Annotated in this window: 24 protein-coding genes; 21 read left to right on the top strand and 3 right to left on the bottom strand. The window is 69.6% G+C overall.

Going from position 1 to position 24,210, the window contains the following annotated elements; all coding sequences use genetic code 11:
* Positions 1–2: 2 nt before the first annotated feature.
* Positions 3–887: a RecB family exonuclease gene (locus OG429_RS09445; protein WP_328924852.1), complete on the bottom strand. Its 885-nt coding sequence runs from the start codon at positions 885–887 to the stop codon at positions 3–5.
* A 167-nt stretch (positions 888–1,054) separates the two neighbouring features.
* Between OG429_RS09445 and OG429_RS09440 the strand changes: the two genes are divergently transcribed.
* The 3 genes from OG429_RS09440 (at position 1,055) to OG429_RS09430 (ending at position 3,986) form a co-directional block, all read left to right on the top strand.
* Positions 1,055–2,254, top strand: coding sequence for a site-2 protease family protein (locus tag OG429_RS09440; protein WP_328924851.1), 1,200 nt, complete (start codon positions 1,055–1,057; stop codon positions 2,252–2,254).
* Positions 2,255–2,272: 18 nt separating this feature from the next.
* Positions 2,273–3,169, top strand: a complete 897-nt coding sequence (locus OG429_RS09435; protein ID WP_150520350.1) for a tRNA (adenine-N1)-methyltransferase — start codon at positions 2,273–2,275, stop codon at positions 3,167–3,169.
* Positions 3,170–3,389: 220 nt separating this feature from the next.
* A complete protein-coding gene (locus OG429_RS09430; RefSeq protein ID WP_443051240.1) occupies positions 3,390–3,986 on the top strand; it encodes a hypothetical protein in 597 nt (198 codons plus the stop codon).
* Positions 3,987–3,990: 4 nt separating this feature from the next.
* Here the strand turns inward: OG429_RS09430 and OG429_RS09425 are convergent, their stop codons facing one another.
* Complete coding sequence (locus OG429_RS09425) at positions 3,991–4,311, bottom strand: ferredoxin (protein ID WP_328924850.1); 321 nt, start codon at positions 4,309–4,311, stop codon at positions 3,991–3,993.
* 264 nt (positions 4,312–4,575) lie between these two features.
* Here OG429_RS09425 and arc point away from each other — a divergent pair, with 264 nt between their 5' ends.
* From arc to prcA, 6 genes are all read left to right on the top strand, one after another.
* Positions 4,576–6,342, top strand: coding sequence for a proteasome ATPase (gene arc / locus OG429_RS09420; protein WP_328924849.1), 1,767 nt, complete (start codon positions 4,576–4,578; stop codon positions 6,340–6,342).
* Positions 6,343–6,616: 274 nt separating this feature from the next.
* Positions 6,617–8,128 (top strand): depupylase/deamidase Dop, encoded by a 1,512-nt coding sequence (gene dop / locus OG429_RS09415; RefSeq protein ID WP_328924848.1) that lies wholly within the window; start codon positions 6,617–6,619, stop codon positions 8,126–8,128.
* 184 nt (positions 8,129–8,312) lie between these two features.
* Positions 8,313–8,525, top strand: coding sequence for a ubiquitin-like protein Pup (locus OG429_RS09410; RefSeq protein ID WP_030016348.1), 213 nt, complete (start codon positions 8,313–8,315; stop codon positions 8,523–8,525).
* A 186-nt stretch (positions 8,526–8,711) separates the two neighbouring features.
* On the top strand, positions 8,712–9,149 hold the full coding sequence (locus OG429_RS09405) for an endonuclease VII domain-containing protein (protein ID WP_328924847.1): 438 nt from the start codon (positions 8,712–8,714) through the stop codon (positions 9,147–9,149).
* The gene (gene prcB, locus OG429_RS09400) at positions 9,101–9,940 is read left to right on the top strand and encodes a proteasome subunit beta (protein WP_134074766.1); all 840 of its coding nucleotides are present in this window, start codon (positions 9,101–9,103) and stop codon (positions 9,938–9,940) included. Before OG429_RS09405 ends, prcB begins: the two co-directional genes overlap by 49 nt.
* Positions 9,941–9,986: 46 nt before the next feature.
* Positions 9,987–10,751 carry a proteasome subunit alpha gene (gene prcA / locus OG429_RS09395; protein WP_328924846.1) on the top strand — a complete coding sequence of 255 codons (765 nt, stop codon included), beginning with the start codon at positions 9,987–9,989 and terminating at the stop codon, positions 10,749–10,751.
* Positions 10,752–10,811: 60 nt separating this feature from the next.
* On the opposite strand, the gene OG429_RS09390 is transcribed toward prcA, so the two are convergent.
* Complete coding sequence (locus OG429_RS09390) at positions 10,812–11,810, bottom strand: LacI family DNA-binding transcriptional regulator (protein ID WP_328924845.1); 999 nt, start codon at positions 11,808–11,810, stop codon at positions 10,812–10,814.
* Between the two features lie 146 nt (positions 11,811–11,956).
* Here OG429_RS09390 and OG429_RS09385 point away from each other — a divergent pair, with 146 nt between their 5' ends.
* The 12 genes from OG429_RS09385 to OG429_RS09330 all read left to right on the top strand — a co-directional run bounded on the left by OG429_RS09385 (position 11,957) and on the right by OG429_RS09330 (position 24,177).
* On the top strand, positions 11,957–13,219 hold the full coding sequence (locus tag OG429_RS09385) for an MFS transporter (RefSeq protein ID WP_328924844.1): 1,263 nt from the start codon (positions 11,957–11,959) through the stop codon (positions 13,217–13,219).
* A gap of 150 nt (positions 13,220–13,369) precedes the next feature.
* Positions 13,370–14,731 carry a Pup--protein ligase gene (pafA, locus tag OG429_RS09380; RefSeq protein ID WP_073920416.1) on the top strand — a complete coding sequence of 454 codons (1,362 nt, stop codon included), beginning with the start codon at positions 13,370–13,372 and terminating at the stop codon, positions 14,729–14,731.
* A gap of 153 nt (positions 14,732–14,884) precedes the next feature.
* On the top strand, positions 14,885–15,826 hold the full coding sequence (locus OG429_RS09375; RefSeq protein WP_328924843.1) for an FKBP-type peptidyl-prolyl cis-trans isomerase: 942 nt from the start codon (positions 14,885–14,887) through the stop codon (positions 15,824–15,826).
* Between the two features lie 28 nt (positions 15,827–15,854).
* Positions 15,855–16,250 (top strand): FKBP-type peptidyl-prolyl cis-trans isomerase, encoded by a 396-nt coding sequence (locus OG429_RS09370; protein WP_328924842.1) that lies wholly within the window; start codon positions 15,855–15,857, stop codon positions 16,248–16,250.
* Between the two features lie 129 nt (positions 16,251–16,379).
* Positions 16,380–17,336 carry a helix-turn-helix transcriptional regulator gene (locus OG429_RS09365; protein WP_328924841.1) on the top strand — a complete coding sequence of 319 codons (957 nt, stop codon included), beginning with the start codon at positions 16,380–16,382 and terminating at the stop codon, positions 17,334–17,336.
* 75 nt (positions 17,337–17,411) lie between these two features.
* Entirely contained in the window at positions 17,412–18,380 is a 969-nt protein-coding gene (locus tag OG429_RS09360) for a helix-turn-helix transcriptional regulator (RefSeq protein ID WP_328924840.1), read from the top strand.
* A 15-nt stretch (positions 18,381–18,395) separates the two neighbouring features.
* Positions 18,396–18,623 carry a hypothetical protein gene (locus OG429_RS09355; RefSeq protein WP_328924839.1) on the top strand — a complete coding sequence of 76 codons (228 nt, stop codon included), beginning with the start codon at positions 18,396–18,398 and terminating at the stop codon, positions 18,621–18,623.
* Between the two features lie 26 nt (positions 18,624–18,649).
* The gene (locus OG429_RS09350) at positions 18,650–18,850 is read left to right on the top strand and encodes a hypothetical protein (protein WP_328924838.1); all 201 of its coding nucleotides are present in this window, start codon (positions 18,650–18,652) and stop codon (positions 18,848–18,850) included.
* A 184-nt stretch (positions 18,851–19,034) separates the two neighbouring features.
* On the top strand, positions 19,035–19,331 hold the full coding sequence (tatA, locus tag OG429_RS09345; RefSeq protein WP_328924837.1) for a Sec-independent protein translocase subunit TatA: 297 nt from the start codon (positions 19,035–19,037) through the stop codon (positions 19,329–19,331).
* Between the two features lie 47 nt (positions 19,332–19,378).
* On the top strand, positions 19,379–20,335 hold the full coding sequence (gene tatC / locus OG429_RS09340; RefSeq protein WP_328924836.1) for a twin-arginine translocase subunit TatC: 957 nt from the start codon (positions 19,379–19,381) through the stop codon (positions 20,333–20,335).
* A gap of 17 nt (positions 20,336–20,352) precedes the next feature.
* On the top strand, positions 20,353–21,267 hold the full coding sequence (locus OG429_RS09335; protein ID WP_328924835.1) for a diacylglycerol kinase: 915 nt from the start codon (positions 20,353–20,355) through the stop codon (positions 21,265–21,267).
* Between the two features lie 69 nt (positions 21,268–21,336).
* Positions 21,337–24,177: a DEAD/DEAH box helicase gene (locus OG429_RS09330; RefSeq protein WP_328924834.1), complete on the top strand. Its 2,841-nt coding sequence runs from the start codon at positions 21,337–21,339 to the stop codon at positions 24,175–24,177.
* Positions 24,178–24,210 lie beyond the last annotated feature (33 nt).

Raw genomic sequence — 24,210 nt, 5'->3', positions numbered from 1 at the left:
GATCAGGAATCCGCCGGGCCGACCGCCCCGCCCCGCGGCGGAACCGACAGCGGATACACCGGCGGAGTCCCGCCGAACTCCGGACACACCGCCCGGTGATCACACCAACCGCACAGCTTCGTCGGCCGCGGCCGCCACTCACCCGTCTCCGTCGCCTCCGAGATCGCCTCCCACAGCGCGAGCAGCTTGCGCTCCACCCGCTCCAGATCCGCGACCACCGGGTCGTACGTCAGCACGTCCCCGCTGCCCAGATACACCAGCTGCAGCCGCCGCGGCACCACCTGCTTCAGCCGCCACACCACCAGCGCGTAGAACTTCATCTGGAACAGCGCACCCTCGGCATACTCCGGCCGCGGCGCCTTCCCCGTCTTGTAGTCGACGATCCGCACCTCACCCGTCGGCGCGACATCCACCCGGTCGATGATCCCGCGCAGCCGCAGCCCCGACTCCAGCTCCGTCTCCACGAAGAACTCCCGCTCCACCGGCTCCAGCCGCGTCGGGTCCTCCAACGTGAACCACCGCTCCACCAACGCCTCGGCCTCCGTCAGCCACCGCGCCAGCCCCGCCCCCTCGTCACCCTCCGGGAACAGCTCCGTCAGCTCCGGCTTCGCCTCCAGCAACCGGTCCCACTGCCCCGGGATCAACGCCTTCGCCCGCGGCGCCGTCCGCTCCTCGGCCGGATGATCGAAGAGCCGCTCCAGCACCGCATGCACCAGCGTCCCGCGGGTAGCCGCGGCACTGGGCTTCTCCGGCAGCCTGTCGATCACCCGGAACCGGTACAGCAACGGGCACTGCATGAAATCGCTCGCCCGAGAAGGGGAAAGGGAAGAAGGCGCCACGGCACTGGGCACCACGTCAGCCGGACCGTCACCGGGGCTCGTCGTCATGCGTAAAACCCTACGACCCGCGACCGACAGCACGCGCATACCATCGACGCAAAGGCACCTCGCACTGCATGATCGGTACATCACACCCCGCTACACCACCATTACGACGCACGCACCACAAACCCCCGGACCCCCACCCCGGAAACCCCCCAGAACGAAGGAAAGCCGTGGCAGACACCGACGAAACCGGCGAGCGCGGAGACCGGCGCTCCGGCCCGGGCGGCGGACTCCTCATGGGCCGCCCCTTCGGCGTACCCGTCTACGTCTCGCCCAGCTGGTTCCTCGTCGCCGCCCTCATCACCTGGGTCTTCGGCGACCAGCTCGACCGCGTCCTCCCGGACCTCGGCCCCGCCCGCTACCTCGTCTCCCTCTTCTTCGCCATCGCCTTCTACGCCTCCGTACTCGTCCACGAACTCGCCCACACCGTCGCCGCTCTCCGCTTCAAACTCCCCGTGCGCCGCATCCAGCTCCAGTTCTTCGGCGGCGTCTCCGAGATCGAGAAGGAATCCGAGACCCCCGGCCGCGAATTCGTCCTCGCCTTCGTCGGACCCCTCCTCTCCCTCCTCCTCGCCGGAGCCTTCTACCTCGGCATGCAGGCCGTCGACCCCGCCACCGTCCCCGGCGTCCTCCTCGCCGGCCTGATGATCTCCAACCTGCTCGTCGCCGCCTTCAACCTGCTCCCCGGCCTTCCCCTCGACGGCGGCCGCATGCTCCGCGCCGTCATCTGGGGCATCACCGGCAAACCCATGACCGGCACCATCGCCGCCGCCTGGATCGGCCGCGGCCTCGCCGTCGCCGTCCTCCTCGGCCTGCCGCTCCTCACCCACACCGGAGCCGTCGGCAACCGCAGCACCGAAATCGACGGCATGGACACCGTCATGGACGCCCTGCTCGCCGCCATCCTCGCCGCGATCATCTGGACCGGCGCCGGCAACAGCCTGCGCCTGGCCCGTCTGCGCGAACACCTCCCCGAACTCAAGGCCCGCACCCTCACCCGGCGCGCCATCCCCGTCGAGAACACCACCCCCCTCTCCGAAGCCCTGCGCCGCGCCACCGAAGCCGGCGCCCGCGCCATCGTGATCGTCGACGGCCACGGAGACCCCACCTCCATCGTCCGCGAAGCCTCCATCGTCGGCGTCCCCGAACACCGCCGCCCCTGGGTCGCCGTCAGCACCCTCGCCCGCGACCTCACCGACGGCATGAAGGTTTCAGCGGACCTCACCGGCGAAGAACTCCTCGACCACCTCCGCACCAACCCCGCCACCGAATACCTCGTCCTCGAACCCGGCGGCGAGATCTACGGGGTGCTGTCCACCCTCGACGTCGAAAGAGCCTTCGTGAAGGCCATGGCGCGGCCCCAGTCCTGAAGCCAATACACTGGTCACATGTCCGAACCGACCGGTGCCGCCCGCCGACGCGGGCCCTTCGAGGTCGGGGACCAGGTTCAGCTCACCGACCCCAAGGGCCGCCACTACACGTTCACGCTCGAAGCCGGGAAGAATTTCCACACCCACAAGGGTTCCTTCCCGCACGACGAGCTGATCGGTGCTCCCGAGGGCAGTGTTGTCCGCACCACGGGCAACGTCGCGTACCTCGCGCTGCGCCCCCTGCTCCCCGACTATGTCCTGTCCATGCCCCGCGGTGCCGCCGTGGTCTACCCCAAGGACGCAGGCCAGATCCTGGCCTTCGCCGACATCTTCCCCGGCGCCCGCGTCGTCGAGGCAGGCGTCGGATCCGGCTCCCTGAGCAGCTTCCTGCTGCGCGCCATCGGCGACCAGGGCATGCTCCACAGCTACGAGCGCCGCGCGGACTTCGCCGAGATCGCCACCGCCAACGTCGAACGCTACTTCGGCGGCCCGCACCCCGCGTGGCAGCTGACCGTCGGCGACCTCCAGGACAACCTGTCCGACACCGACGTCGACCGCGTGATCCTCGACATGCTCGCCCCCTGGGAATGCCTGGAGGCCGTCTCCAAGGCCCTCGTCCCCGGCGGCATCCTCTGCTGCTACGTGGCCACCACCACCCAGCTCGCCCGGACCGTCGAATCCATCCGCGAGTTCGGCTGCTACGCCGAACCGCAGCCCTGGGAATCGATGATCCGTAACTGGCACGTCGAGGGCCTGGCAGTCCGCCCCGACCACCGGATGATCGGCCACACCGGCTTCCTCGTCACCGCCCGCCGCCTCGCGGACGGCGTCGAGCCCCCGCTGCGCCGCCGCCGCCCCTCCAAGGGCGCCTACGGCGAGGACTACGACGGCCCCGGCAGCGACCGCTCCGCGTAGCCACCCGCCGGACCCACCCAACACGAAGGCGCTGTGGCGTAGTTCCCCGGACAAACCGGGAACTACGCCACAGCGCCTTTTCGTTGTCGCGACAACAGCCAAGCCCCGCCCCGCTGTCGGCGCCTCCGATCCGGCCGCCCCGGACCCGGTCGTTCCACCTCAGTGTGAGGTGTGGCACGATGCTGGCTCCCCGTCACCCTTCGCACAGGAGACACCCCGCGTGCCGCACAGCCCCGCCGAGCTCGCGCCCAATGTGGAAACCCTGGCGCACAGCCACGCCGCACCCCTCCACTGGCTCGCCACGGCCACCGCCATGGCCGCCGTCATAGCCACCGCGGGACTCGTCCAGCCGGCCACCGGAACCCCCGTGGACACCGCCGTCCCCGCCGCGAACGGCCCGCAGGCCACCGCCCCCGACGCCGCGGCGGTCACCTACCCCCTCGACTGCAAAGGCGCCCCGCAGGCCGTCACCGCCACCGCCCAGGGCGACCTCGACGGCGACGGCCGCCCCGAGACCGTGGCCGCCGTCCGCTGCGACGCAGGCTCCGGCACCCCGCCCCACGCGATCTACGTACTCACCCAGGACCGGGCCGAGGGCGCCCGCCCCCGCGTCGTCGCCACCCTGCTCGACACCCCGCAGCGACAGACCGCCACCGATCTCACCGTGAGCGACGGAGTCGTCACCACCACCCTCCTCGGCTACTCCTCACCGGCGATCCCGCGCTACAGCCCGGACGTGAAGAAGCTCGCCAAGTGGCGCTGGAGCGGCGGAAAATTCCGCCAGGAGCTGACGGACTCGACCGCCAGGAGTGTTTGAAGCGTCACTCGGCGTCGGGGCCGAAGACTTCCACCCCGTCCGAAACGCGCCTTACGTGGATGCAGTCACCCGGACATTCCTTCGCCGAGTCCACCACGTCCTGGAGCAGCGTCAGCGGAACCGGAGTGGTCGCCCCCGCCGCCTGCAGCAGCTCGTCCTCGGGGCTCTTCACATACGCCAGACCATCGATGTCCAGCTCGAACACCTCCGGCGCGTACTGCGCGCAGATCCCGTCCCCGGTGCAGAGGTCCTGGTCGATCCAGACCTCAAGCGGCTCGCCGGCCCCGCCGACGCCCGCCGTGGGAGCCTCCTGCTGCACGCTCATATCTCCTGCCGTTCCCTGCGCTGAGTGATCCATCCCGGTCACCACTCGCAGCAAGTCGCGCGAGCTCTGACGGGTGTTGAACACTTCGACCTTACAACCGGCCGCTTTCAGATGTTGATGGGTGGGTATTTCCTTGGCGTGAGGGAGTACGCAAGGGTGAAGATCGGACACACCTCTACCGTCTTTGTGATCTAGGGGTTTCAATCACCACCAGCCCAGGTAGGGTCAGGAAGCGTCCAGCTCCCCTTGGAGGAGGTGAGGACCGTGGCAGCCCACGACGACGACATCAACCGCGGCATCCGGCCCGGGCGAGGGTCTGAGGACCCCGCCGGCCAGGTTGCCTATCTCGAGCAGGAAATCGCCGTCCTGCGACGCAAGCTCGCCGACTCTCCGCGACACACGAGGATTCTCGAAGAGCGGATCGTCGAGCTGCAGACAAATCTTGCCGGCGTCTCCGCACAGAACGAACGACTCGCGAATACCCTCCGTGAGGCCCGCGACCAGATCGTCGCCCTCAAGGAAGAAGTCGACCGGCTCGCACAGCCGCCGGCCGGATTCGGCGTCTTCCTGCAGTCCAATGAGGACGGCACCGTCGACATCTTCACCGGAGGCCGAAAGCTCCGCGTGAACGTCAGCCCCAGCGTCGAGCCGGAAGACCTCCGGCGCGGCCAGGAGGTCATGCTCAACGAGGCCCTCAACGTGGTCGAGGCCATGGAATTCGAGCGGGCCGGGGACATCGTCACCCTCAAGGAGATCCTCGAGGACGGCGAGCGCGCCCTGGTCGTCGGGCACACCGACGAGGAGAGGGTGGTGAGGCTCGCCGAGCCGCTCCTGGACATCACCATCCGCCCCGGCGACGCCCTCCTGCTCGAACCCCGCTCCGGCTACGTCTACGAGGTCGTCCCCAAGAGCGAGGTCGAAGAACTCGTCCTCGAAGAGGTCCCGGACATCGACTACGACAAGATCGGCGGCCTGGGCGACCAGATCGAGCTGATCCGCGACGCGGTCGAGCTCCCCTACCTCTACCCGGACCTGTTCAAGGAACACGAACTGCGCCCGCCGAAGGGCATCCTGCTCTACGGCCCCCCCGGCTGCGGCAAGACGCTCATCGCCAAGGCCGTCGCCAACTCCCTTGCCAAGAAGGTCGCCGAGGTCACCGGCCAGCCCGCCGGAAAGTCCTACTTCCTGAACATCAAGGGCCCCGAACTCCTCAACAAGTACGTCGGCGAGACCGAGCGGCACATCCGCCTCGTCTTCCAGCGTGCCCGCGAGAAGGCCAGCGAGGGCACCCCCGTCATCGTCTTCTTCGACGAGATGGAGTCCCTCTTCCGCACCCGCGGATCCGGCGTCAGCTCGGACGTGGAGAACACCATCGTCCCCCAGCTGCTCGCCGAGATCGACGGCGTGGAAGGCCTGGAGAACGTCATCGTCATCGGCGCCTCCAACCGCGAGGACATGATCGACCCGGCCATCCTGCGGCCCGGCCGCCTCGACGTGAAGATCAAGATCGAGCGCCCGGACGCCGAGGCCGCGAAGGACATCTTCGCGAAGTACCTCAAGGCCTCGCTGCCCCTGCACACGGACGACCTGTCCGAACACCAGGGATCCTCGGACGGCACCGTCCACAGCATGATCCAGACCGTCGTCGAGCAGATGTACGCCGAAACCGAGGAAAACCGCTTCCTCGAGGTCACGTACGCCAACGGCGACAAGGAAGTCCTCTACTTCAAGGACTTCAACTCGGGCGCGATGATCCAGAACATCGTGGACCGTGCGAAGAAGATGGCGATCAAGGCCTTCCTCGAGCACAACCAGAAGGGCCTCCGCGTCTCCCACCTCCTCCAGGCCTGCGTGGACGAGTTCAAGGAGAACGAGGACCTGCCCAACACCACCAACCCCGACGACTGGGCCCGAATCTCCGGAAAGAAGGGCGAGCGGATCGTATTCATCCGTACCCTCGTCACCGGAAAGCAGGGCGCCGACACCGGACGCTCCATCGACACGGTGGCAAACACCGGTCAGTACCTCTGACGAAGCGGAGCGGCTGCGGATGCCCTCCCCGGGCATCCGCAGCCGACTGCTTTACCGGACTCCCTGACTCCTTATACCGACTGCTTTTCGGCCGGTGACAGGGCAGATTCAATGACGGAAATGATCTCCCCACGAGCGCGCAGTGGTTCTAGGCTCTTCCGTACCGCCGGACGCGCAGTGCGGGGACGGGCACCGCACAGGCACACGCACCGGAGCACCAGCGGTACTTGAGCGCCGCTCCCGAAGGGGAGCGCCGCCGGGCAAGGAGGGCCGCATGACCGTACGGCGAGTAATGGGGATCGAGACGGAGTACGGGATCTCCGTCCCGGGGCACCCGAACGCCAATGCCATGCTCACCTCGTCCCAGATCGTCAACGCCTACGCGGCGGCGATGCACCGGGCGCGACGCGCCCGCTGGGACTTCGAGGAGGAGAATCCGCTGCGGGACGCCCGCGGCTTCGACCTCGCCCGCGAGGCCGCCGACAACAGCCAGCTGACCGACGAGGACATCGGCCTCGCCAACGTCATCCTCACGAACGGCGCACGGCTCTACGTCGACCACGCCCACCCCGAGTACAGCTCGCCGGAGGTCACCAGTCCGCTCGACGCCGTGCTCTGGGACAAGGCCGGCGAGCGGATCATGGCCGAGGCGGCCGTCCGGGCGGCCCAGCTCCCCGGCGCCCAGCCGATCCACCTCTACAAGAACAACACCGACAACAAGGGCGCCTCCTACGGCACGCACGAGAACTACCTGATGAAGCGGGAGACCCCTTTCTCGGACATCGTGCGCCACCTGACCCCCTTCTTCGTCTCGCGCCAGGTCGTCACCGGCGCGGGCCGCGTGGGCATCGGCCAGGACGGCCGCGAGCACGGCTTCCAGATCAGCCAGCGGGCGGACTACTTCGAGGTCGAGGTCGGCCTGGAGACCACCCTGAAGCGGCCCATCATCAACACCCGGGACGAACCCCACTCGGACGCCGAGAAGTACCGCCGACTGCACGTGATCATCGGCGACGCGAACCTGTCCGAGATCTCCACGTACCTCAAGCTGGGCACGACGGCACTGGTCCTGTCCATGATCGAGGACGGGTTCATCAACGTCGACCTGGCCGTCGACCAGCCGGTGCGCACCCTGCACCAGGTCTCCCACGACCCGGACCTGCAGCACCTGATTACGCTGCGCAGCGGCCGGACACTGACCGCCGTACAACTTCAGATGGAGTACTTCGAGCTCGCCAGGAAGTACGTGGAGGAGCGTTTCGGCTCCGACGCGGACGAGCAGACAACCGATGTGCTGGCCCGCTGGGAGGACGTGCTGGGCCGGCTGGAGAGCGACCCGATGAGCCTGTCGGGGGAGCTGGACTGGATCGCCAAGCGGGAGATCCTGGAGGGCTACCGGCGCCGGGACGGGCTGGGCTGGGACGCGGCGCGACTGCACCTGGTGGACCTCCAGTACTCGGACGTACGGCCGGAGAAGGGCCTGTACAACCGCCTGGTGGCCCGCGGCAAGATGCAGACGCTGGTGGAGGAGCCGGCGGTGGAGCGGGCGGCGAGCAAGCCGCCGGAGGACACCCGGGCGTACTTCCGCGGCCGGTGCCTGGAGCAGTACGCGGACGACGTGGCCGCGGCCTCCTGGGACTCGGTGATCTTCGACCTCCCCGGCCACGACTCGCTCCAGCGGGTCCCGACGCTGGAGCCGCTGCGGGGCACGCGGGCCCACGTCAAGGAGCTCCTGGACCGCTGCCGGACGGCGGAGGACCTGGTGCGGGTGCTTTCGGGGCGGTGAGCGGTGCTTTCGGGGCCTGAAAGGGCCCCGGTCCGGGAATCATGGGAAAGACCGGACGTTATGAAAGTGCGGGGACGAATGTCGGACCCTCCTAGTAGGGTCCTGCGTAGGGTCTGATCTTGAGAGATCCCGAATCCCGGGGTCTCTCGACATGAGCGTGCGAACCGAGCGGGGTGAGGTAGACATGGCGACCAAGGACACCGGCGGCGGACAGCAGAAGGCGACGCGCTCGACCGAGGAGGTCGAGGAGGCGGCGGTCGAGGAATCGACCGACCTCAAGGAGCGCCAGGAAAAGCTCTCCGACGACGTCGACTCCGTACTTGACGAGATTGACGATGTACTCGAGGAAAATGCCGAGGACTTCGTGCGGTCCTTCGTTCAAAAGGGTGGCCAGTAGGGTCAGTTTGCCTTCGATTTGAAGGTTCATGTGGACTCGGTCGAGTGGGGACGAACGAAGCGATGCACCCGATGCGGTGAGGAGAAGCCGCATCGGGAGTTCGCTCCCAAGCGAGCGAATCTGGACGGATTGCAACGGCATTGCCGTGATTGCGGTGCCGAGTCTCACCGGAAGCGCGAGGAGGCAATGGGCAGGCAGCCCAGGCCGACCGCGGGAGACGGCTATAAGTGCTGCCTCGGGTGTGGTGAGGTGAAGCCGCACTCCGAGTGGCACCGCAATAAATCAGCCGTCGATGGTTTGGCGACGCGTTGCAAGTCGTGCCGTGTCGTCGACGGTCGGATCGGACACCTCAAGAGGGTCTATGGCATCACCGAAGCCCAACGTGACGAAATGATCGCAGCTCAGGGCGGGCTCTGCTGCATCTGCCTAAAGGCTCCGGCTGCGCATGTGGATCACTGCCACGAGACGGGTAGGGTCCGTGGCGTACTGTGCTTCAACTGCAATACGGCTATCGGACTGTTGGGAGACGATCCCGGCACCATCCAGCGGGCCATCTCATACCTGGAGGGAAACGCGTGGAAGCCAACAATCGTGGCACAGGGCGTCTACCGGCAGCCTTCCTGACGCCGGGGTCCTCGTCCTTCATGGACTTCCTGGGCGCGCACTCGCCCGAGATGCTGCCCGGCAACCGCAAGCTGCCGGAGGGTGTCGTCGAGGCGCCGCACGGGACGACCATCGTCGCCGCCACCTTCCCCGGCGGGGTCGTGCTCGCCGGTGACCGGCGGGCGACCATGGGGAACATGATCGCGCAGCGGGACATCGAGAAGGTGTTCCCGGCCGACGAGTACTCCGCGGTGGGCATCGCCGGTACGGCCGGTCTGGCCGTGGAGATGGTGAAGCTGTTCCAGCTGGAGCTGGAGCACTTCGAGAAGGTGGAGGGCACGACCCTCTCCCTGGAGGGCAAGGCGAACCGTCTGTCCACCATGATCCGGAGCAATCTGGGCATGGCGATGCAGGGGCTGGCCGTCGTACCGCTCTTCGCCGGGTACGACGAGGCCAAGGAGAAGGGCCGGATCTTCTCCTACGACGTGACCGGCGGCCGCTCCGAGGAGCACGGGTACGCCGCCACCGGATCGGGTTCGATCTTCGCCCGGGGATCGATGAAGAAGCTCTTCCGGCCCGATCTGACGGAGGAGCAGGCCACCACACTGGTCGTGCAGGCGCTGTACGACGCCGCCGACGACGACTCGGCGACCGGTGGGCCGGACCTGTACCGCCACATCTATCCGATCGTCACCGTCATCACGGACGAGGGATTCCGCAGGCTGACGGACGACGAGTCGCAGGAACTCGCCCGTACGGTCACCAATCGTCGGCTGGAGCAGCCCGACGGCCCGCGCGCCGCCCTGCTCTGACCATCCGTCGCCCCTCAGGAGCCCAGAAGAAAGGGACGGACAGCCGGTGTCGACTCCGTTCTATGTGTCACCCCAGCAGGCCATGGCCGACCGGGCGGAATACGCCCGGAAGGGCATCGCCCGCGGTCGCAGCCTTGTCGTGCTGCAGTACGCCGACGGCATCGTGTTCGTCGGTGAGAACCCGTCGCGTGCCCTGCACAAGTTCAGCGAGATCTACGACCGGATCGGCTTCGCGGCCGCCGGCAAGTACAACGAGTACGAGAACCTGCGGATCGGCGGTGTGCGCTACGCGGATCTGCGGGGGTACACCTACGACCGCGATGACGTGACGGCCCGCGGGCTGGCGAACGTGTACGCGCAGACGCTGGGCACGATCTTCTCGAGTGCCGGTGAGAAGCCGTACGAGGTGGAGCTGGTCGTCGCCGAGGTCGGTGCGACGGCCGCCGGGGACCAGATCTACCGGCTGCCGCACGACGGGTCGATCGTGGACGAGCACGGCTCGGTCGCGGTCGGCGGCAACGCGGAGCAGATCAGCACCTTCCTGGATCAGCGGCACCAGGACGGGATGACCCTGTCGGAGGCGCTGAAGCTGGCGGTGCAGGCGCTGTCCAGCCAGGCGAACAGTGCGGACAAGACGATTCCGGCCGAGCGGCTGGAGGTGGCGGTCCTGGACCGGACGCGGGCGCAGCAGCGGAAGTTCAAGCGGATCCGCGGCCGGCAGCTGGCGCGGTTGCTGGAGGCGGATGTGCCAGCGGCGGCTCAGGCGGATGCCGTGTCGAACGACGAGGCGCCGGAGGACGACGCCGAGTAGGGCCGGTAGTGGTGCGTGGCCCCGGTCTGCCCGTGAGGGCGGGCCGGGGCTTCGTCGTGTTCAGGGGGTGGGGGCGGGGCCCGAGGAGGCGCGGACGACGAGTTCGACGGGGAGGTCGGGGGCGGTCCAGGGGGTGTTGTCGAGGACGGCGAGGAGGGCGGTCATGCCCTGTTCTCCGACGCGTTCGGCGGGGAGGCGGACGGTGGTGAGTTCGGGTTCGACGGCGGTGGCCAGGGCGAGGTCGTCGAAGCCGGTGACGGAGAGGTCGTCGGGGATGCGCAGGCCCAGGCGGCGGGCGGCCTTGCAGGCGCCGGCGGCGAGGATGTCGTCGTCGCAGATGACGGCGGTGGGTGGGGCTCCGGGTGCCGTCAGGGCGGTTTCCGCGGCCGTACGGGCGCCTTCCACGCTGAGGGGGGCCCGGACGGTGCGCAGCTCGGCTCCGGGCCCCAGGAGGGCGGCCAGGGCTTCGGCGCGGACCTGGAAGGTCCAGGTGTCGATGGCGGAGGCGAGGTGGAGGATGCGGTGGTGGCCGAGGGCGAGGAGGTGTTCGGTGACCTGGCGCATGCCGTCGGCGATGGCGAGGTTGACGTGGGCGTCGGCGCTGCCGGCGGTGGGGTCGCTGTCGAGCATGACGAGGGGGAGGCCGTCGCCGCCGAGTGCGTCGAGTGCGTCGGCGGCCATGGAGGAGGCGATGACTCCGTCGAGGGCGGCGCGGGCGGAGGCGAAGGGGTCGCGGGCGGGGCCGGTGCCGTCGGGGGAGGGGTAGAGGACGACGCCGAAGTCGTGTTCCGCGGCGATGCGGGCGGCGCCGGTGTAGACGCGGGCGAAGAACTCGTTGGTGAGGGCGGGGACGACGAGGAGGGCGGTGCGGGTGGTGCCGAGGCGGAGGTTGCGGGCGGCGAGGTTGGGCCGGTAGCCGAGGTGGGTGGCGGTCTCGCGGACGTGGGTGGCGGTGCGTTCGGAGACGCGGCCGCGCCATTTGTCGCCGAGGACGAGGGAGACGGTGGCCTGGGAGACCCCTGCGGCGGTGGCCACGTCGCGGCTGGTGGGTCTCGTCACACGGGGCTCCTTGAAGTGCGAGGTCGGAGGGGGTTGGTGCGGCTGGTGCGGTCCGGTGGGTGGACCTGTCAACTGTCGCCATGGTACGTATGACGGGTCGCGTTATACGTATTACCCCGGCTGGATCCGGGCAGAAGGGGGCGGACATGGCCGCGGGATACGCGGAGCTGCTCAGGACCCGGCACGCCGCGAGGCTGCTGGTGGGCACGCTCGTAGGTCGGCTGCCCAATGCCACGGCGCCGATCGCGATCGTGCTGTTCACGCGGGCGGAGGGCGGCAGCTACAGCCTCGCGGGCGCGCTGGCCGCCGCGTACGGGCTGGCGAACGCGGTGGGCCAGCCGTTGCTGGGCCGGGCGGTGGACGTGTACGGGCAGCCCCGGGTGCAGCTGCCGGCCGCGGTGGTCTCCGCGCTGGGCATGGTGTGGCTGGCGGTGTCCGGTACCGGGGCGGCGGTCGCCGCGTATGCCGCGGTGGTGGTCGCGGGGCTGTTCACGCCGCCGCTGGAGGGCGGGCTGCGGGCGCTGTGGCCGGGCGTGCTGGGCGGCAAGGAGGAGCGGGTGCACGCCGCGTACGCGATGGACGCGGTGGCCCAGGAGGTCATGTTCACGGTGGGTCCGCTGCTCGTGACGCTGTTCGTGGCGCTGTGGTCGCCGGCCGGGGCGCTGCTGGCGCTCAACGCGATCGGTGTGCTGGGCGCGCTGTCCGTCGTGGTGAGCGAGCCCTCCCGGCGGTGGCGGTCGGCGCCGCGTGAGGCGCACTGGCTGGGCGCGCTGCGTTCGCCGGGTCTGCTGGCGCTGCTCGGTGCGTTCTTCTTCGTGGGGACGGCGCTGGGTTCGATCACGGTGGCGGGTGTGGCGTACGCGGATGATCACGGGAACCAGGCGGTGTACGGCTGGCTGATGGCGGCGCTGGGGCTGGGCGCTCTGATCGGCGGGGTGTTCTACGGTGCCCGGCGGTGGGCGGGTGCGCCGGAACGGCGGCTGCGGATGCTGGTGGCGCTGCTGGCGGTCTGTTACCTGCCGTTGATGCTGACGCCGGGGCCGGTGGCGATGACGGCGCTCGCGGCGCTCTCGGGGGTGTTCCTGGCGCCCGCGCTCGCGTGTGCGTTCATCGTCGTGGACCGGCATGCTCCGGCGGGCACGGTGACGGAGGCGTTCTCCTGGCTGGTGACGTTCTTCGGGGTGGGTGCGGCGATCGGTACGGCGGTCGCGGGGCCGGCGGTGGAGCTGGGCGGTACGGCGGCGAGCTTCGGCGTGGCGAGTGCGGCCGGGGGTGCGGCGCTGCTGGTGCTGACGGTCACTCAGCGGGTGATGGCAACTGCGGGCCGCAGTCGCGCGGTGGCGGGTTCGGCTGAGGGGTCGTCGGGCGGGGTGGGTGAGGTGTCGTCCGGGGTCCGGTCGGAGGGCTGATCGCGGCGGGTGCGTGGGCCGATCGGCGGACCTGTCGGTGGGCCGATCGGTGCGTGTGCGGAGCCGCTGTCGGACGGGTGATCGGAAACTGATCGAAACGGCGCTCTCGAACCCGGTTTCAGAAGAGGGCAGAAGGCGTAATGTTCAGTCATGGACCGCCGCATTTTCGGGCTGGAGAACGAGTACGGCGTCACGTGCACGTTCAGGGGACAGCGCCGACTGTCACCTGACGAAGTGGCGCGCTACCTCTTCCGCCGTGTTGTGTCATGGGGCCGCAGCAGCAATGTCTTCCTGCGGAACGGCGCCCGCCTCTACCTCGACGTGGGTTCGCATCCGGAATATGCAACTCCCGAATGCGACAACGTGACCGAGCTGGTCACGCACGACAAGGCGGGCGAGCGCATTCTCGAAGGACTGCTCGTCGACGCCGAACGCCGCCTGCACGAGGAGGGAATCGCGGGCGACGTCTATCTCTTCAAGAACAACACCGACTCGGCGGGCAACTCGTACGGCTGCCACGAGAACTACCTGGTGGCCCGGCACGGGGAATTCTCCCGCCTGGCGGACATTCTCATTCCCTTCCTCGTCACGCGGCAGCTGATCTGCGGTGCGGGCAAGGTGCTCCAGACCCCCCGGGGTGCGGTCTACTGCGTGAGCCAGCGGGCCGAGCACATCTGGGAGGGCGTCAGCTCCGCGACGACCCGCTCGCGGCCGATCATCAACACGCGGGACGAGCCGCACGCGGACGCCGAGCGCTACCGTCGGCTGCACGTGATCGTCGGCGACTCGAACATGTCCGAGACGACCATGCTGCTCAAGGTCGGGGCCACCGACCTGGTGCTGCGCATGATCGAGGCGGGCACGGTGATGCGGGACCTGACCCTGGAGAACCCGATCCGGGCGATCCGCGAGGTCAGCCACGACATCACGGGGCAGCGCAAGGTGCGTCTGGCGAGCGGCCGGGAGGCTTCGGCGCTGGAGATCCAGCGGGAGTACTACGACAAGGCGGTGGACTTCGCCGAGCGCCGGGGCATCCGTACCGGTGTGGTGGACCAGGTGCTGGAGCTGTGGGGCCGGACCCTCGACGCGATCGAGGCGGAGGACCTGGACCGGATCGGGACCGAGATCGACTGGGTCATGAAGTACCAGCTGATCGAGCGGTACCGGGCCAAGCACAACATGACCATGTCGAATCCGCGGGTGGCTCAGATAGACCTCGCCTACCACGACATCCACCGTCGGCGCGGGCTGTACTACCTGCTGGAGCGCAAGGGGCAGGCGGCGCGGATCTGCAACGACCTCAAGATCTTCGAGGGCAAGTCGGTGCCTCCGCAGACGACGAGGGCGCGGCTGCGGGGCGACTTCATCCGGCGGGCGCAGGAGCAGCGGCGGGACTTCACGGTGGACTGGGTGCACCTGAAGCTGAACGACCAGGCGCAGCGGACCGTGCTGTGCAAGGACCCGTTCCGTTCGGTGGACGACCGGGTGGAGAAGCTGATCGCCGGAATGTGAGCCGGCGCGGCACCGGTAGGTCACCGGTAACGCATGAGGGCAGTGTGACAACGCACTGATCTTGGGCAGGGCCCCGTACGAATCTCGTACGGGGCCCTGCCCACGGCTTAGAGTGGCGGGCGACCGCCTTGCCGTCTGAGATCTGAGGAACCCGTGCGCCGACTTGCCGGCCTGCTTGTCGTACCCCTCCTGCTGCTGTCGACAGCGGCCTGTGGCGACGACAGCGGCTCCGACTCCGCCCAGATGAAGAACGGGGCGCCCACGATCACCAAGGGTGCCAAGTTCGGGGAGACGCCCACCCTGTCGAAGGGGAAGGGCGAGCCGCCGAAGGAGCTGAAGGTGGTGACCGTCAGCGAGGGCGATGGCCCGGCGCTGAAGAAGGGCGACATCGCCCAGGTCAACTACCTCGGCCAGGTGTGGGACGGCAAGGAGCCGTTCGACGCCAGCTTCGGCAAGGGCAAGCCCTTCGACGTCACCATCGGCGCGGGCATGGTCATCAAGGGCTGGGACCAGGGCCTGGAGGGCCAGAAGGTCGGCAGCCGCGTCGAGCTCGTGATCCCGCCGGCGCTCGGCTACGGCGAGCAGGGCTCGGGCGACAAGATCAAGCCGAACGCCACGCTGGTGTTCGTCGTGGACATCGTCAAGGGCACCTCCGTCCCGGCCTCGGCCACGGGCAAGGAGGTCGCGCAGGACAACAAGGACCTGCCGAAGGTCGGTACGAACACGGACGGCAAGGAAGTCGCCGTGACCGTCCCGAAGGACACGGCCGCGCCGGCCAAGCTGGTCTCGAACTACATCCTGGAGTCCGACGGCGCAGCGGTGAAGGACACCGACAGCGTCGTCGTCAAGTTCCACGGCAAGACGTGGAAGGACGACAAGACCTTCGAGAGCACGTACACCAGCGACACGACGGTCACCTGGCCGATGGAGCAGCTCTCGGTCAAGGGTCTGAAGGAAGGCCTGCTCGGCAAGAAGGTCGGCAGCCGGATCCTGCTGGTCATCCCGCCGGACATGGCCTTCGGTGACAAGCCGCAGGGGTCGATCCCGGCGGATTCGACGCTGGTCTTCAGCCTCGACATCCTCGCGGTGATGTAAGACTGTTCCGGTTGACCAGTTCGTACCTATGAGGAGCAGTTCCGTGAGCAACGAGCTCAGCAAGCCCGAGATCGACTTCCCCGAGGGCGAGGCCCCCAAGGTCCTCGTCAAGGAGGACATCTGGGAGGGCGACGGTGCCGAGGCCAAGGCCGGCGACCGGGTCTCCGTCCACTACGTGGGCGTGGCCTTCTCCACCGGCGAGGAGTTCGACGCCTCCTGGAACCGTGGCTCCGCGCTCCAGTTCCAGCTCGGTGTCGGCCAGGTCATCGCCGGCTGGGACCAGGGTGTCCAGGGCATGAAGGTCGGCGGCCGCCGCAAGCTCGTGATCCCCGCAGACCTCGCCTACGGTGACCGCGGCGCGGGCGGCGCGATCGCCCCGGGCGAGACGCTGATCTTCGTCTGCGACCTGATGCAGGTCGGCTGATCCGCGCATCCGCGATCAGTGGAGGGGCCCCCGCCGTCCGGCGGGGGCCCCTCGCTTTTGTCCGGGCCCGCCGGGGCGGTACGGTCAACGGTCACGAGTGTGTGTGTCGAGAGCGGGGGAACGGCGTCGATGGCGATTGCCAAGGCCGAGCGGCTGATGAATCTGGCGCTGTGTCTGCTGGGGACCCGCCGGCCGCTCAGCAAGCGCGAGTTGCGCGGTTCCATCGAGGCCTACCTGGAAGCCGGCAACGACGAGTCCTTCAACCGCATGTTCGAGCGGGACAAGGACGATCTGCGTGAACTCGGCCTGGTCATCGAGACGGTGGAGAACCTGGAGGGCGAAACCGGCTATCTGGCCCGCCGGGACAGCAACCGGCTTCCGCCCGTCTCCCTGGACGCCGAGGAGGCCGCGGCGCTGGGGCTCGCCGCCAAGGTCTGGCAGCAGGCCCGCCTCGCGGGCGCGGCCAGCGGCGCCCTGCAGAAGCTGCGCGCCGGCGGGATGCCGGAGGCGGGTGACCCGTACGAGGGTCAGCACAGTGCCATCGAGCCGCGCATCCCGGTCCACGAGGCGGCCTTCGAGCCGCTGATGCTGGCCTGCCGGGACCGCCGGCCGGTGGTCTTCGACTACCGCAAGTCCACGGCCGCCCGGCCCGAGACCCGGCAGGTGGAGCCGTGGGCGCTGGAGTGCTGGCGCGGCCACTGGTACTTGGCCGGCTTCGACCGGGACCGCGGGGCGGAGCGGGTGTTCCGGCTCTCGCGGATCACCGGCAAGGTGCGCTCCCGCGCCGCCAAGTACACCGCCGAGGTGCCGGACGTGGTGACCGTGCGGGAGACCGTGGCGAGCTGGGCCGGGGAGAGCGCGGACCGCTCCGCGCGCATCCGGCTGCGGGCCGGCGCCGGCTACCCGCTGCGGGCCAAGGCCACCGCCGTGCGTGAGGGCGGCGACGGCTGGGACGAGCTGGAGATCCCGTACGGGCACGGGCTGGACGCCTGGCTGGTGGAGTTCGGCCCGGATGTCGTGGTGCTGGAGCCGGCCGACCTGCGGGCGGACGTGGTGGACCGGCTGCGCGCCGTCGCCAAGGGCTGACCCGGAGATCAGCGGCCCTGGACATCAGCGGCCCGGAACATCAGTAGCAACGCCCTGAGGGGGAGACGTACCAGCATGGCTGCCAACGCCATCGACCAGACCCGCCGGATGCTGTCCCTGGTCACGTACCTGCGTGAGCGCCCGGGCGCGCACGTCGCCGACGTCGCGCGCGCCTTCGGGATCACCGAGGACGAGCTGATCTCGGACCTCGACGTGCTGCCCATGTGCGGGACCAGCTTCCGGGGCGGGGACCTGCTCGACATCGACACCGACGGGGAGCGCATCTGGTGGCGCAACCCCGACGCCTCGGGGGAGTCCACCGCGGAGCCGCTGCGGCTCGCCGCCGACGAGGCGACCGCGCTGCTCGTCGCGGCCCGCGCGGTGGCGACCCTGCCCGGGCTGCGCGAGAGCGACCGGGACGCCCTGCTGCGGGCGACCGCCAAGCTGGAGGCCGCGGCGGGCGAGGCCGCCGGGGCCAGCTCCCGGCTGTCGGTGACCTTCGAGTCCGAGGGCGGGGTCTTCGCGGACGTCGACCGGGCCATCGCGGAGCGCCGCCGGGTGTGGGTGCGCTACTACTCGCCGGCGCGGGACGAGCTCACCGAGCGCAAGGTCGACCCGATCCGGCTCTTCGCGGTGGGGCACACGTACATGGAGGGGTGGTGCCACCTCTCCGAGGCGCGGCGCACCTTCCGGCTGGACCGGGTGGCGGAGATCAGGCTGCTGGACGAGCGGGCCGAGCCGCCCGCCATCGAGCCGCGCGACCTGTCCGAGGGTCTGGTCCAGCCGGCCGCCGAGGATCCGGAGGTCGTGGTCGAGGTGGGTCCCGGCGGGCGCTGGGTCGCCGAGTACTACCCGCACGACAGGGCCGAGGAACTGGCCGAGGGGGGCTTGCGGATCACGCTGCGCAGCCCGGACCCGGCCTCGCTCCGCCGGCTCGCGCTGCGGCTGGGGCGCGAGGGGCGGATCGTCACTCCCGTGGAGCTGGCGGACAGTGCGCGCAGCGCGGCCCGGGAGGCACTCGCGGGGTACGGGGAACAGGTCTGAGGGGAGCAGGGGTCGATGTCGCCTACGCACGGGTCCGTCGCCTTCAAGGCGGCCTGTCCGGACTGCCAGGCCCGCTTCGAGCTGGACGCGGGCGCCCTGCGGCTGGTCATCGGCGGCAGCCGGCGGACCACGTTCTACTCCTTCACCTGCCCCCGGTGCGGGGCGGCCGTACGCAAACCGGCGGGCGAGCGCATCGTGGAACTGCTGACCGGCGGAGGCGTGAGCACCCTGCGCAGCGTGTGAGCCGGGCGGTGGCCTAGGCTCTTCCCATGCTGTGGCCTATGTTCGCAATTGCCCTGGGCTTCCTCGGGATCGCCGTCCTCGCCGCGGCGGCGGTACGCGTCTACGTGGAGGTCCGCAGGCTCTCCGGGCAGGTCGCGCTGGCCAGCCGCCGGATCACCGCCGCCTCGGAGGATCTTGAGCGGGCCGCGGCCGATCTGGCCCGGGCAGGGCGCGGCGTGCGACCGTAAAGCGGGACGAACCGGTGCGGCCCGGGCGCGAACAGCCGGTCGGCGCGCAAGCGGGGGTATCCCGGGGGATTGCCTGGCGTTAACCCCAGGGGGTTACGATCCTTGCCTGAGCGGTCACCGGAAATCCCCTCCGGGCCGACCAGAGCCACCACAACCAGCCGTTTCGGTGAGAAGGAAGACACACATGATCGGCAATCTGAAGCCCCTTGAGATCCTTCTGATCATCGCTGTGATCGTGCTGCTGTTCGGCGCCAAGAAGCTCCCCGAGATGGCCCGTTCGCTCGGCAAGTCGGCCCGCATCCTCAAGAGCGAGGCCAAGGCCATGAAGAAGGACGGCGAGGCGGAGGACGCGGCCACCGCGGCCACGGTCGCCGACCAGGCCCCGCAGCAGCCCGTCGCCCCGCGCACCATCCAGGCCGCGCCCGGTGACGTGACCAGCTCCCGGCCCGTCAGCGAGGCGAACCGCACCACCCAGGGCTGACACCAGCCGGACAAGCCAGTCATCTGCAACGAGCCAAGGGACGTGGGTTGCTCAAGTCTGCCCGCAAGCAGGAGAAAGCGGACAAGGACGCCGAAGGGCGGATGCCTCTTGTCGAGCACCTGCGTGAGCTGAGAAACCGTCTGCTGAAGTCGGTCCTGGCGATCATCGTGATCACCGTCGTGGCGGCCTTCTTCTACAAGCACCTCATCGACTTCATGCTGAAGCCGATGCTGGACTCCGTCGGCTGCACCGACGGCGTGGTCTCGCAGCGCAACGGCCGGCCCTGTGCCGACATGACCGTGAACGGCCTGATCGCGCCGTTCTCGATCGCCCTGAAGGTCTCGCTCACCGCCGGTGTGGTGCTCTCCGCGCCGGTGTGGCTGTACCAGCTGTGGGCGTTCACCGCCCCGGGCCTGCACAGCCACGAGAAGAAGTACGCGACGAGCTTCGTCGCGGTCGGCGCTCCGCTGTTCGCCGCCGGCGCGGTACTCGCGTACAAGATCCTTCCGCAGACCGCGACGATCCTCCTCGAATTCACCCCCGAGAACGCGCGCAACCTGCTCCCGGTCGACGACTACCTCGACCTGGTCACACGCATGGTCATCGTCTTCGGCCTGGCGTTCGAGCTGCCGCTGTTGCTGATCCTCCTCAACTTCACCGGAGTGCTCACCGCGAAGCGGCTGGCGAGCTGGTGGCGCGCCATGGTGCTGGGCATCACGATCTTCTCCGCGTTCGCGACGCCCACCGGTGACCCGCTCACCATGCTGTCGCTGGCCGCCCCGATCGTGGCGCTGTACTTCATCGCACTGGGCATCTGCCTGGTCAACGACCGCAGGCGCAAGCGCAACGACCCCGACGCGGGCCTCGACGACGACGAGGCCGCCGACCTGGACCTCACCCCGGCGCCGATCGGCGCGATGGAGCCGGTCCAGGCTCCCGCCGAACTGCCCGGCCAGGCGGACGGCGGACGTCAGCGGATCAACGGTTACGACGACGCGACCTGACAGGTACATTCCGGTGGGTGAGCTCTGAGATCACCCTCTTCGTCAATCCCACCGCGGGGCGCGGCCGGGGCGCGCACGCCGCGCAGCCGGCCGCTTCCGCTTTGCGGGCCGCGGGCTTCTCGGTCCGGACCGTCGTCGGTGCGGACGGGCCGGACGCGCTGGCCCGGCTGCGCGCCGCCGTCCGCGAGGGCACCGGCGCGGTGATCGCGGTGGGCGGCGACGGCATGGTCTCCCTGGCGCTCCAGGCCCTGGCGGGGACGCTCGTCCCGCTCGGGGTGGTCGCGGTGGGCACCGGGAACGACTTCGCGCGGGCGATGGGGCTGCCCGTACGGGAGCCCGCGCGGGCCGGTGCCCTGGCCGCCGAGGCCCTCAAGGAGGGGCGGCTGCGGGAGATCGACCTGGGGCGCGTGTGGACGTCCCCGCACGCGGAGCCCGGGGGAGGCAGCTGGTACGGGACCGTGCTGTGCTCCGGCTTCGATTCGAAGGTCAACGACCGCGGCAACCGGATGCGGCTGCCGGCGGGCCGTTTCAAGTACGACCTGGCGATGATCGCGGAGCTGGCGGCCTTCCGGCCCTTCCCGTACCGGATCACCCTCGACGACGGCCCGGCGATCGAGACCGAGGCCACGCTGGTGGCCGTCGGCAACGGATCCTCCTACGGCGGCGGCATGCGCATCTGCGCGGACGCCGTCCCCGACGACGGGCTCTTCGACATCACGGTGGTCGGCGACTGCAGCCGGGCCACCCTGCTCAAGGTCTTCCCGCAGGTCTACAAGGGGACCCATCTCAGCCACCCGAAGGTGACCGTCCACCGGGCACGGAAGGTCACCCTGGAGGCGGCCGGGATCACCGCCTACGCCGACGGGGAGCCGCTGGGGCCGCTGCCGGTGACCGCCGAGTGCGTTCCCGGGGCGGTCCGGATCGTGGGGTAGCCCGCATCTCGCAGCCGGTTTAAATGATCGCGACTGTTGTCAGGGGTGGCGGGTAGGCTCGATCTCAAGATGACCGAAGAACTCTCACCCGCCGAGCGGTACGCCGCTGCCCGGATCCGCGCCGCCGAAGAAGCCAGTGCCCTGGCCCCCTTCCGCGAGATGTACGAATTCGACCTGGATCCGTACCAGGTCGAGGCCTGCAAGGCACTGGAGGCGGGCAAGGGCGTCCTCGTGGCCGCCCCGACCGGCTCGGGCAAGACGATCGTCGGCGAGTTTGCCGTGCACCTGGCCCTCCAGCAGGGTCGCAAGTGCTTCTACACGACGCCCATCAAGGCTCTGTCGAACCAGAAGTACGCCGATCTCGTCAAGCGCTACGGCGCCGACAAGGTGGGCCTGCTGACCGGCGACAACAGCGTCAACTCCGAGGCGCCGGTGGTCGTGATGACCACCGAGGTGCTCCGCAACATGCTGTATGCGGGCTCGCAGTCGCTGCGGGGCCTCGGCCACGTCGTGATGGACGAGGTGCACTACCTCTCCGACCGGTTCCGCGGAGCCGTCTGGGAGGAAGTGATCATCCACCTCCCCGAGTCGGTCACCCTGGTCTCCCTGTCGGCCACCGTGTCCAACGCCGAGGAGTTCGGCGACTGGCTCGACACGGTACGGGGCGACACCGAGGTGATCGTCTCCGAGGAGCGGCCCGTCCCGCTGTGGCAGCACGTCATGGCCGGCCGGAAGATCTACGACCTGTTCGAGGAGGAGTCCGACCACGGCGGCCGCGGCTCCGCGCGCCGGGAGGTCAATCCCGACCTGCTGCGCATGGCGCGCGAGGAGAACAGCCGTACGTACAGTCCGAAGGACCGGCGGCGCGGCAAGATGGTCCGCGAGGCGGACCGCGAGCGCGAGCGGCGCTCCCGTGGCCGGATCTGGACCCCGTCCCGGCCCGAGGTGATCGCCCGCCTCGACAACGACGGGCTGCTGCCCGCGATCAACTTCATCTTCAGCCGGGCCGGTTGCGAGGCCGCCGTCCAGCAGTGCCTGTATGCGGGCCTGCGGCTCAACGACGACTCCGCCCGCCTCAGGGTCCGCGAGATCGTCGAGGAGCGGACGGCCTCCATCCCCACCGAGGACCTCCACGTCCTCGGGTACTACGAGTGGCTCGAAGGCCTGGAGCGGGGCATCGCCGCGCACCACGCCGGCATGCTGCCCACCTTCAAGGAGGTCGTCGAGGAGCTCTTCGTACGGGGCCTGGTCAAGGCCGTCTTCGCCACCGAGACCCTGGCGCTGGGCATCAACATGCCCGCGCGCACGGTGATCCTGGAGAAGCTGGTCAAGTGGAACGGCGAGCAGCACGCCGACATCACCCCCGGCGAGTACACGCAGCTGACCGGCCGGGCCGGGCGGCGCGGCATCGACGTCGAGGGCCACGCGGTGGTGCTCTGGCAGCGGGCCATGGACCCGGCGGCGCTCGCCGGGCTCGCGGGTACCCGTACGTATCCGCTGCGCTCCAGCTTCAAGCCCTCGTACAACATGGCCGTGAACCTGGTCAGCCAGTTCGGGCGGCACCGCTCGCGCGAGCTGCTGGAGACCTCCTTCGCGCAGTTCCAGGCCGACCGCTCGGTCGTCGGGATCTCCCGGCAGGTGCAGCGCAACGAGGAGGGCCTGGAGGGCTACCGGGAGGGCATGACCTGCCACCTGGGCGACTTCGGGGAGTACGCGCAGCTGCGCCGTGACCTCAAGGACCGCGAGACGGACCTGGCCAAGCAGGGCGCGGCCCAGCGGCGGGTGCAGGCGGCCAGTTCGCTGGAGAAGCTCAAGCCGGGCGACATCATCCACGTGCCGACGGGCAAGTTCGCCGGGCTCGCGCTGGTCCTGGACCCGGGCGTGCCGGCCGGGCGGGTCAACGGGCACCGCGGGTACGAGTACGCGGAGGGCCCGCGCCCGCTGGTGCTCACCGCCGAGCGGCAGGTCAAGCGGCTCGCCGCGATCGACTTCCCGGTCCCGGTGGAGGCCATCGACCGGATGCGGATCCCCAAGACCTTCAACGCGCGCTCGCCGCAGTCCCGCCGGGACCTGGCGTCCCAGCTGCGGAGCAAGGCCGGGCACATCACGCCGGAGCGGCGGGCGCGCGGCCGGGCCGCAGCGGCCGACGACCGCGAGATCACCCGGCTGCGGGCCGCGCTGCGGGCGCACCCGTGCCACGGCTGCGACGAGCGCGAGGACCACGCCCGCTGGGCGGAGCGCTACCACCGGCTCAAGCGGGACACGGTGCAGCTGGAGCGGCGGATCGAGGGCCGGACGAACACGATCGCCCGTACCTTCGACCGGATCCACGCGCTCCTCACCGAGCTGGACTACCTGCGCGAGGACGAGGTCACCGTGCACGGCAAGCGGCTCGCCCGGCTGTACGGGGAGCTGGACCTGCTGGCCTCCGAGTGCCTGCGCGCGGGCATCTGGGAGGGCCTGAGCCCGGCCGAACTGGCGGCCTGCGTCTCGGCGCTGGTCTTCGAGGCGCGGCAGTCCGACGACGCGGTCGCGCCGAAGGTGCCGGGCGGCGCGGCGAAGGCCGCGCTGGGCGAGATGGTCCACCTCTGGGGCCGGCTCGACGCGCTGGAGGAGGAGCACCGCATCAACCAGGCCGAAGGCGTGGGCCAGCGCGAGCCGGACCTGGGCTTCGCGTGGGCGGCGTACCAATGGGCCTCCGACAAGAGCCTGGACGAGGTGCTGCGCGAGGCGGAGATGCCGGCCGGTGACTTCGTGCGCTGGTGCAAGCAGGTCATCGACGTGCTGGGGCAGATCGCGGCGGCGGCTCCTTCGTCCTCCGGTGAGAGCGGGAGCACGGTGGCCCGAAATGCCCGTAAGGCCGTCGACGCGCTGTTGCGGGGTGTAGTGGCCTACAGCTCGGTCGGCTAGGCGCTTTTGGGGCTTCCTCCGAGGGTGGGGCTG

The organism is Streptomyces sp. NBC_00190 (assembly GCF_036203305.1).
Taxonomy (GTDB): Bacteria; Actinomycetota; Actinomycetes; order Streptomycetales; family Streptomycetaceae; genus Streptomyces.
This window is presented reverse-complemented; position numbering and strand designations above follow the sequence as displayed.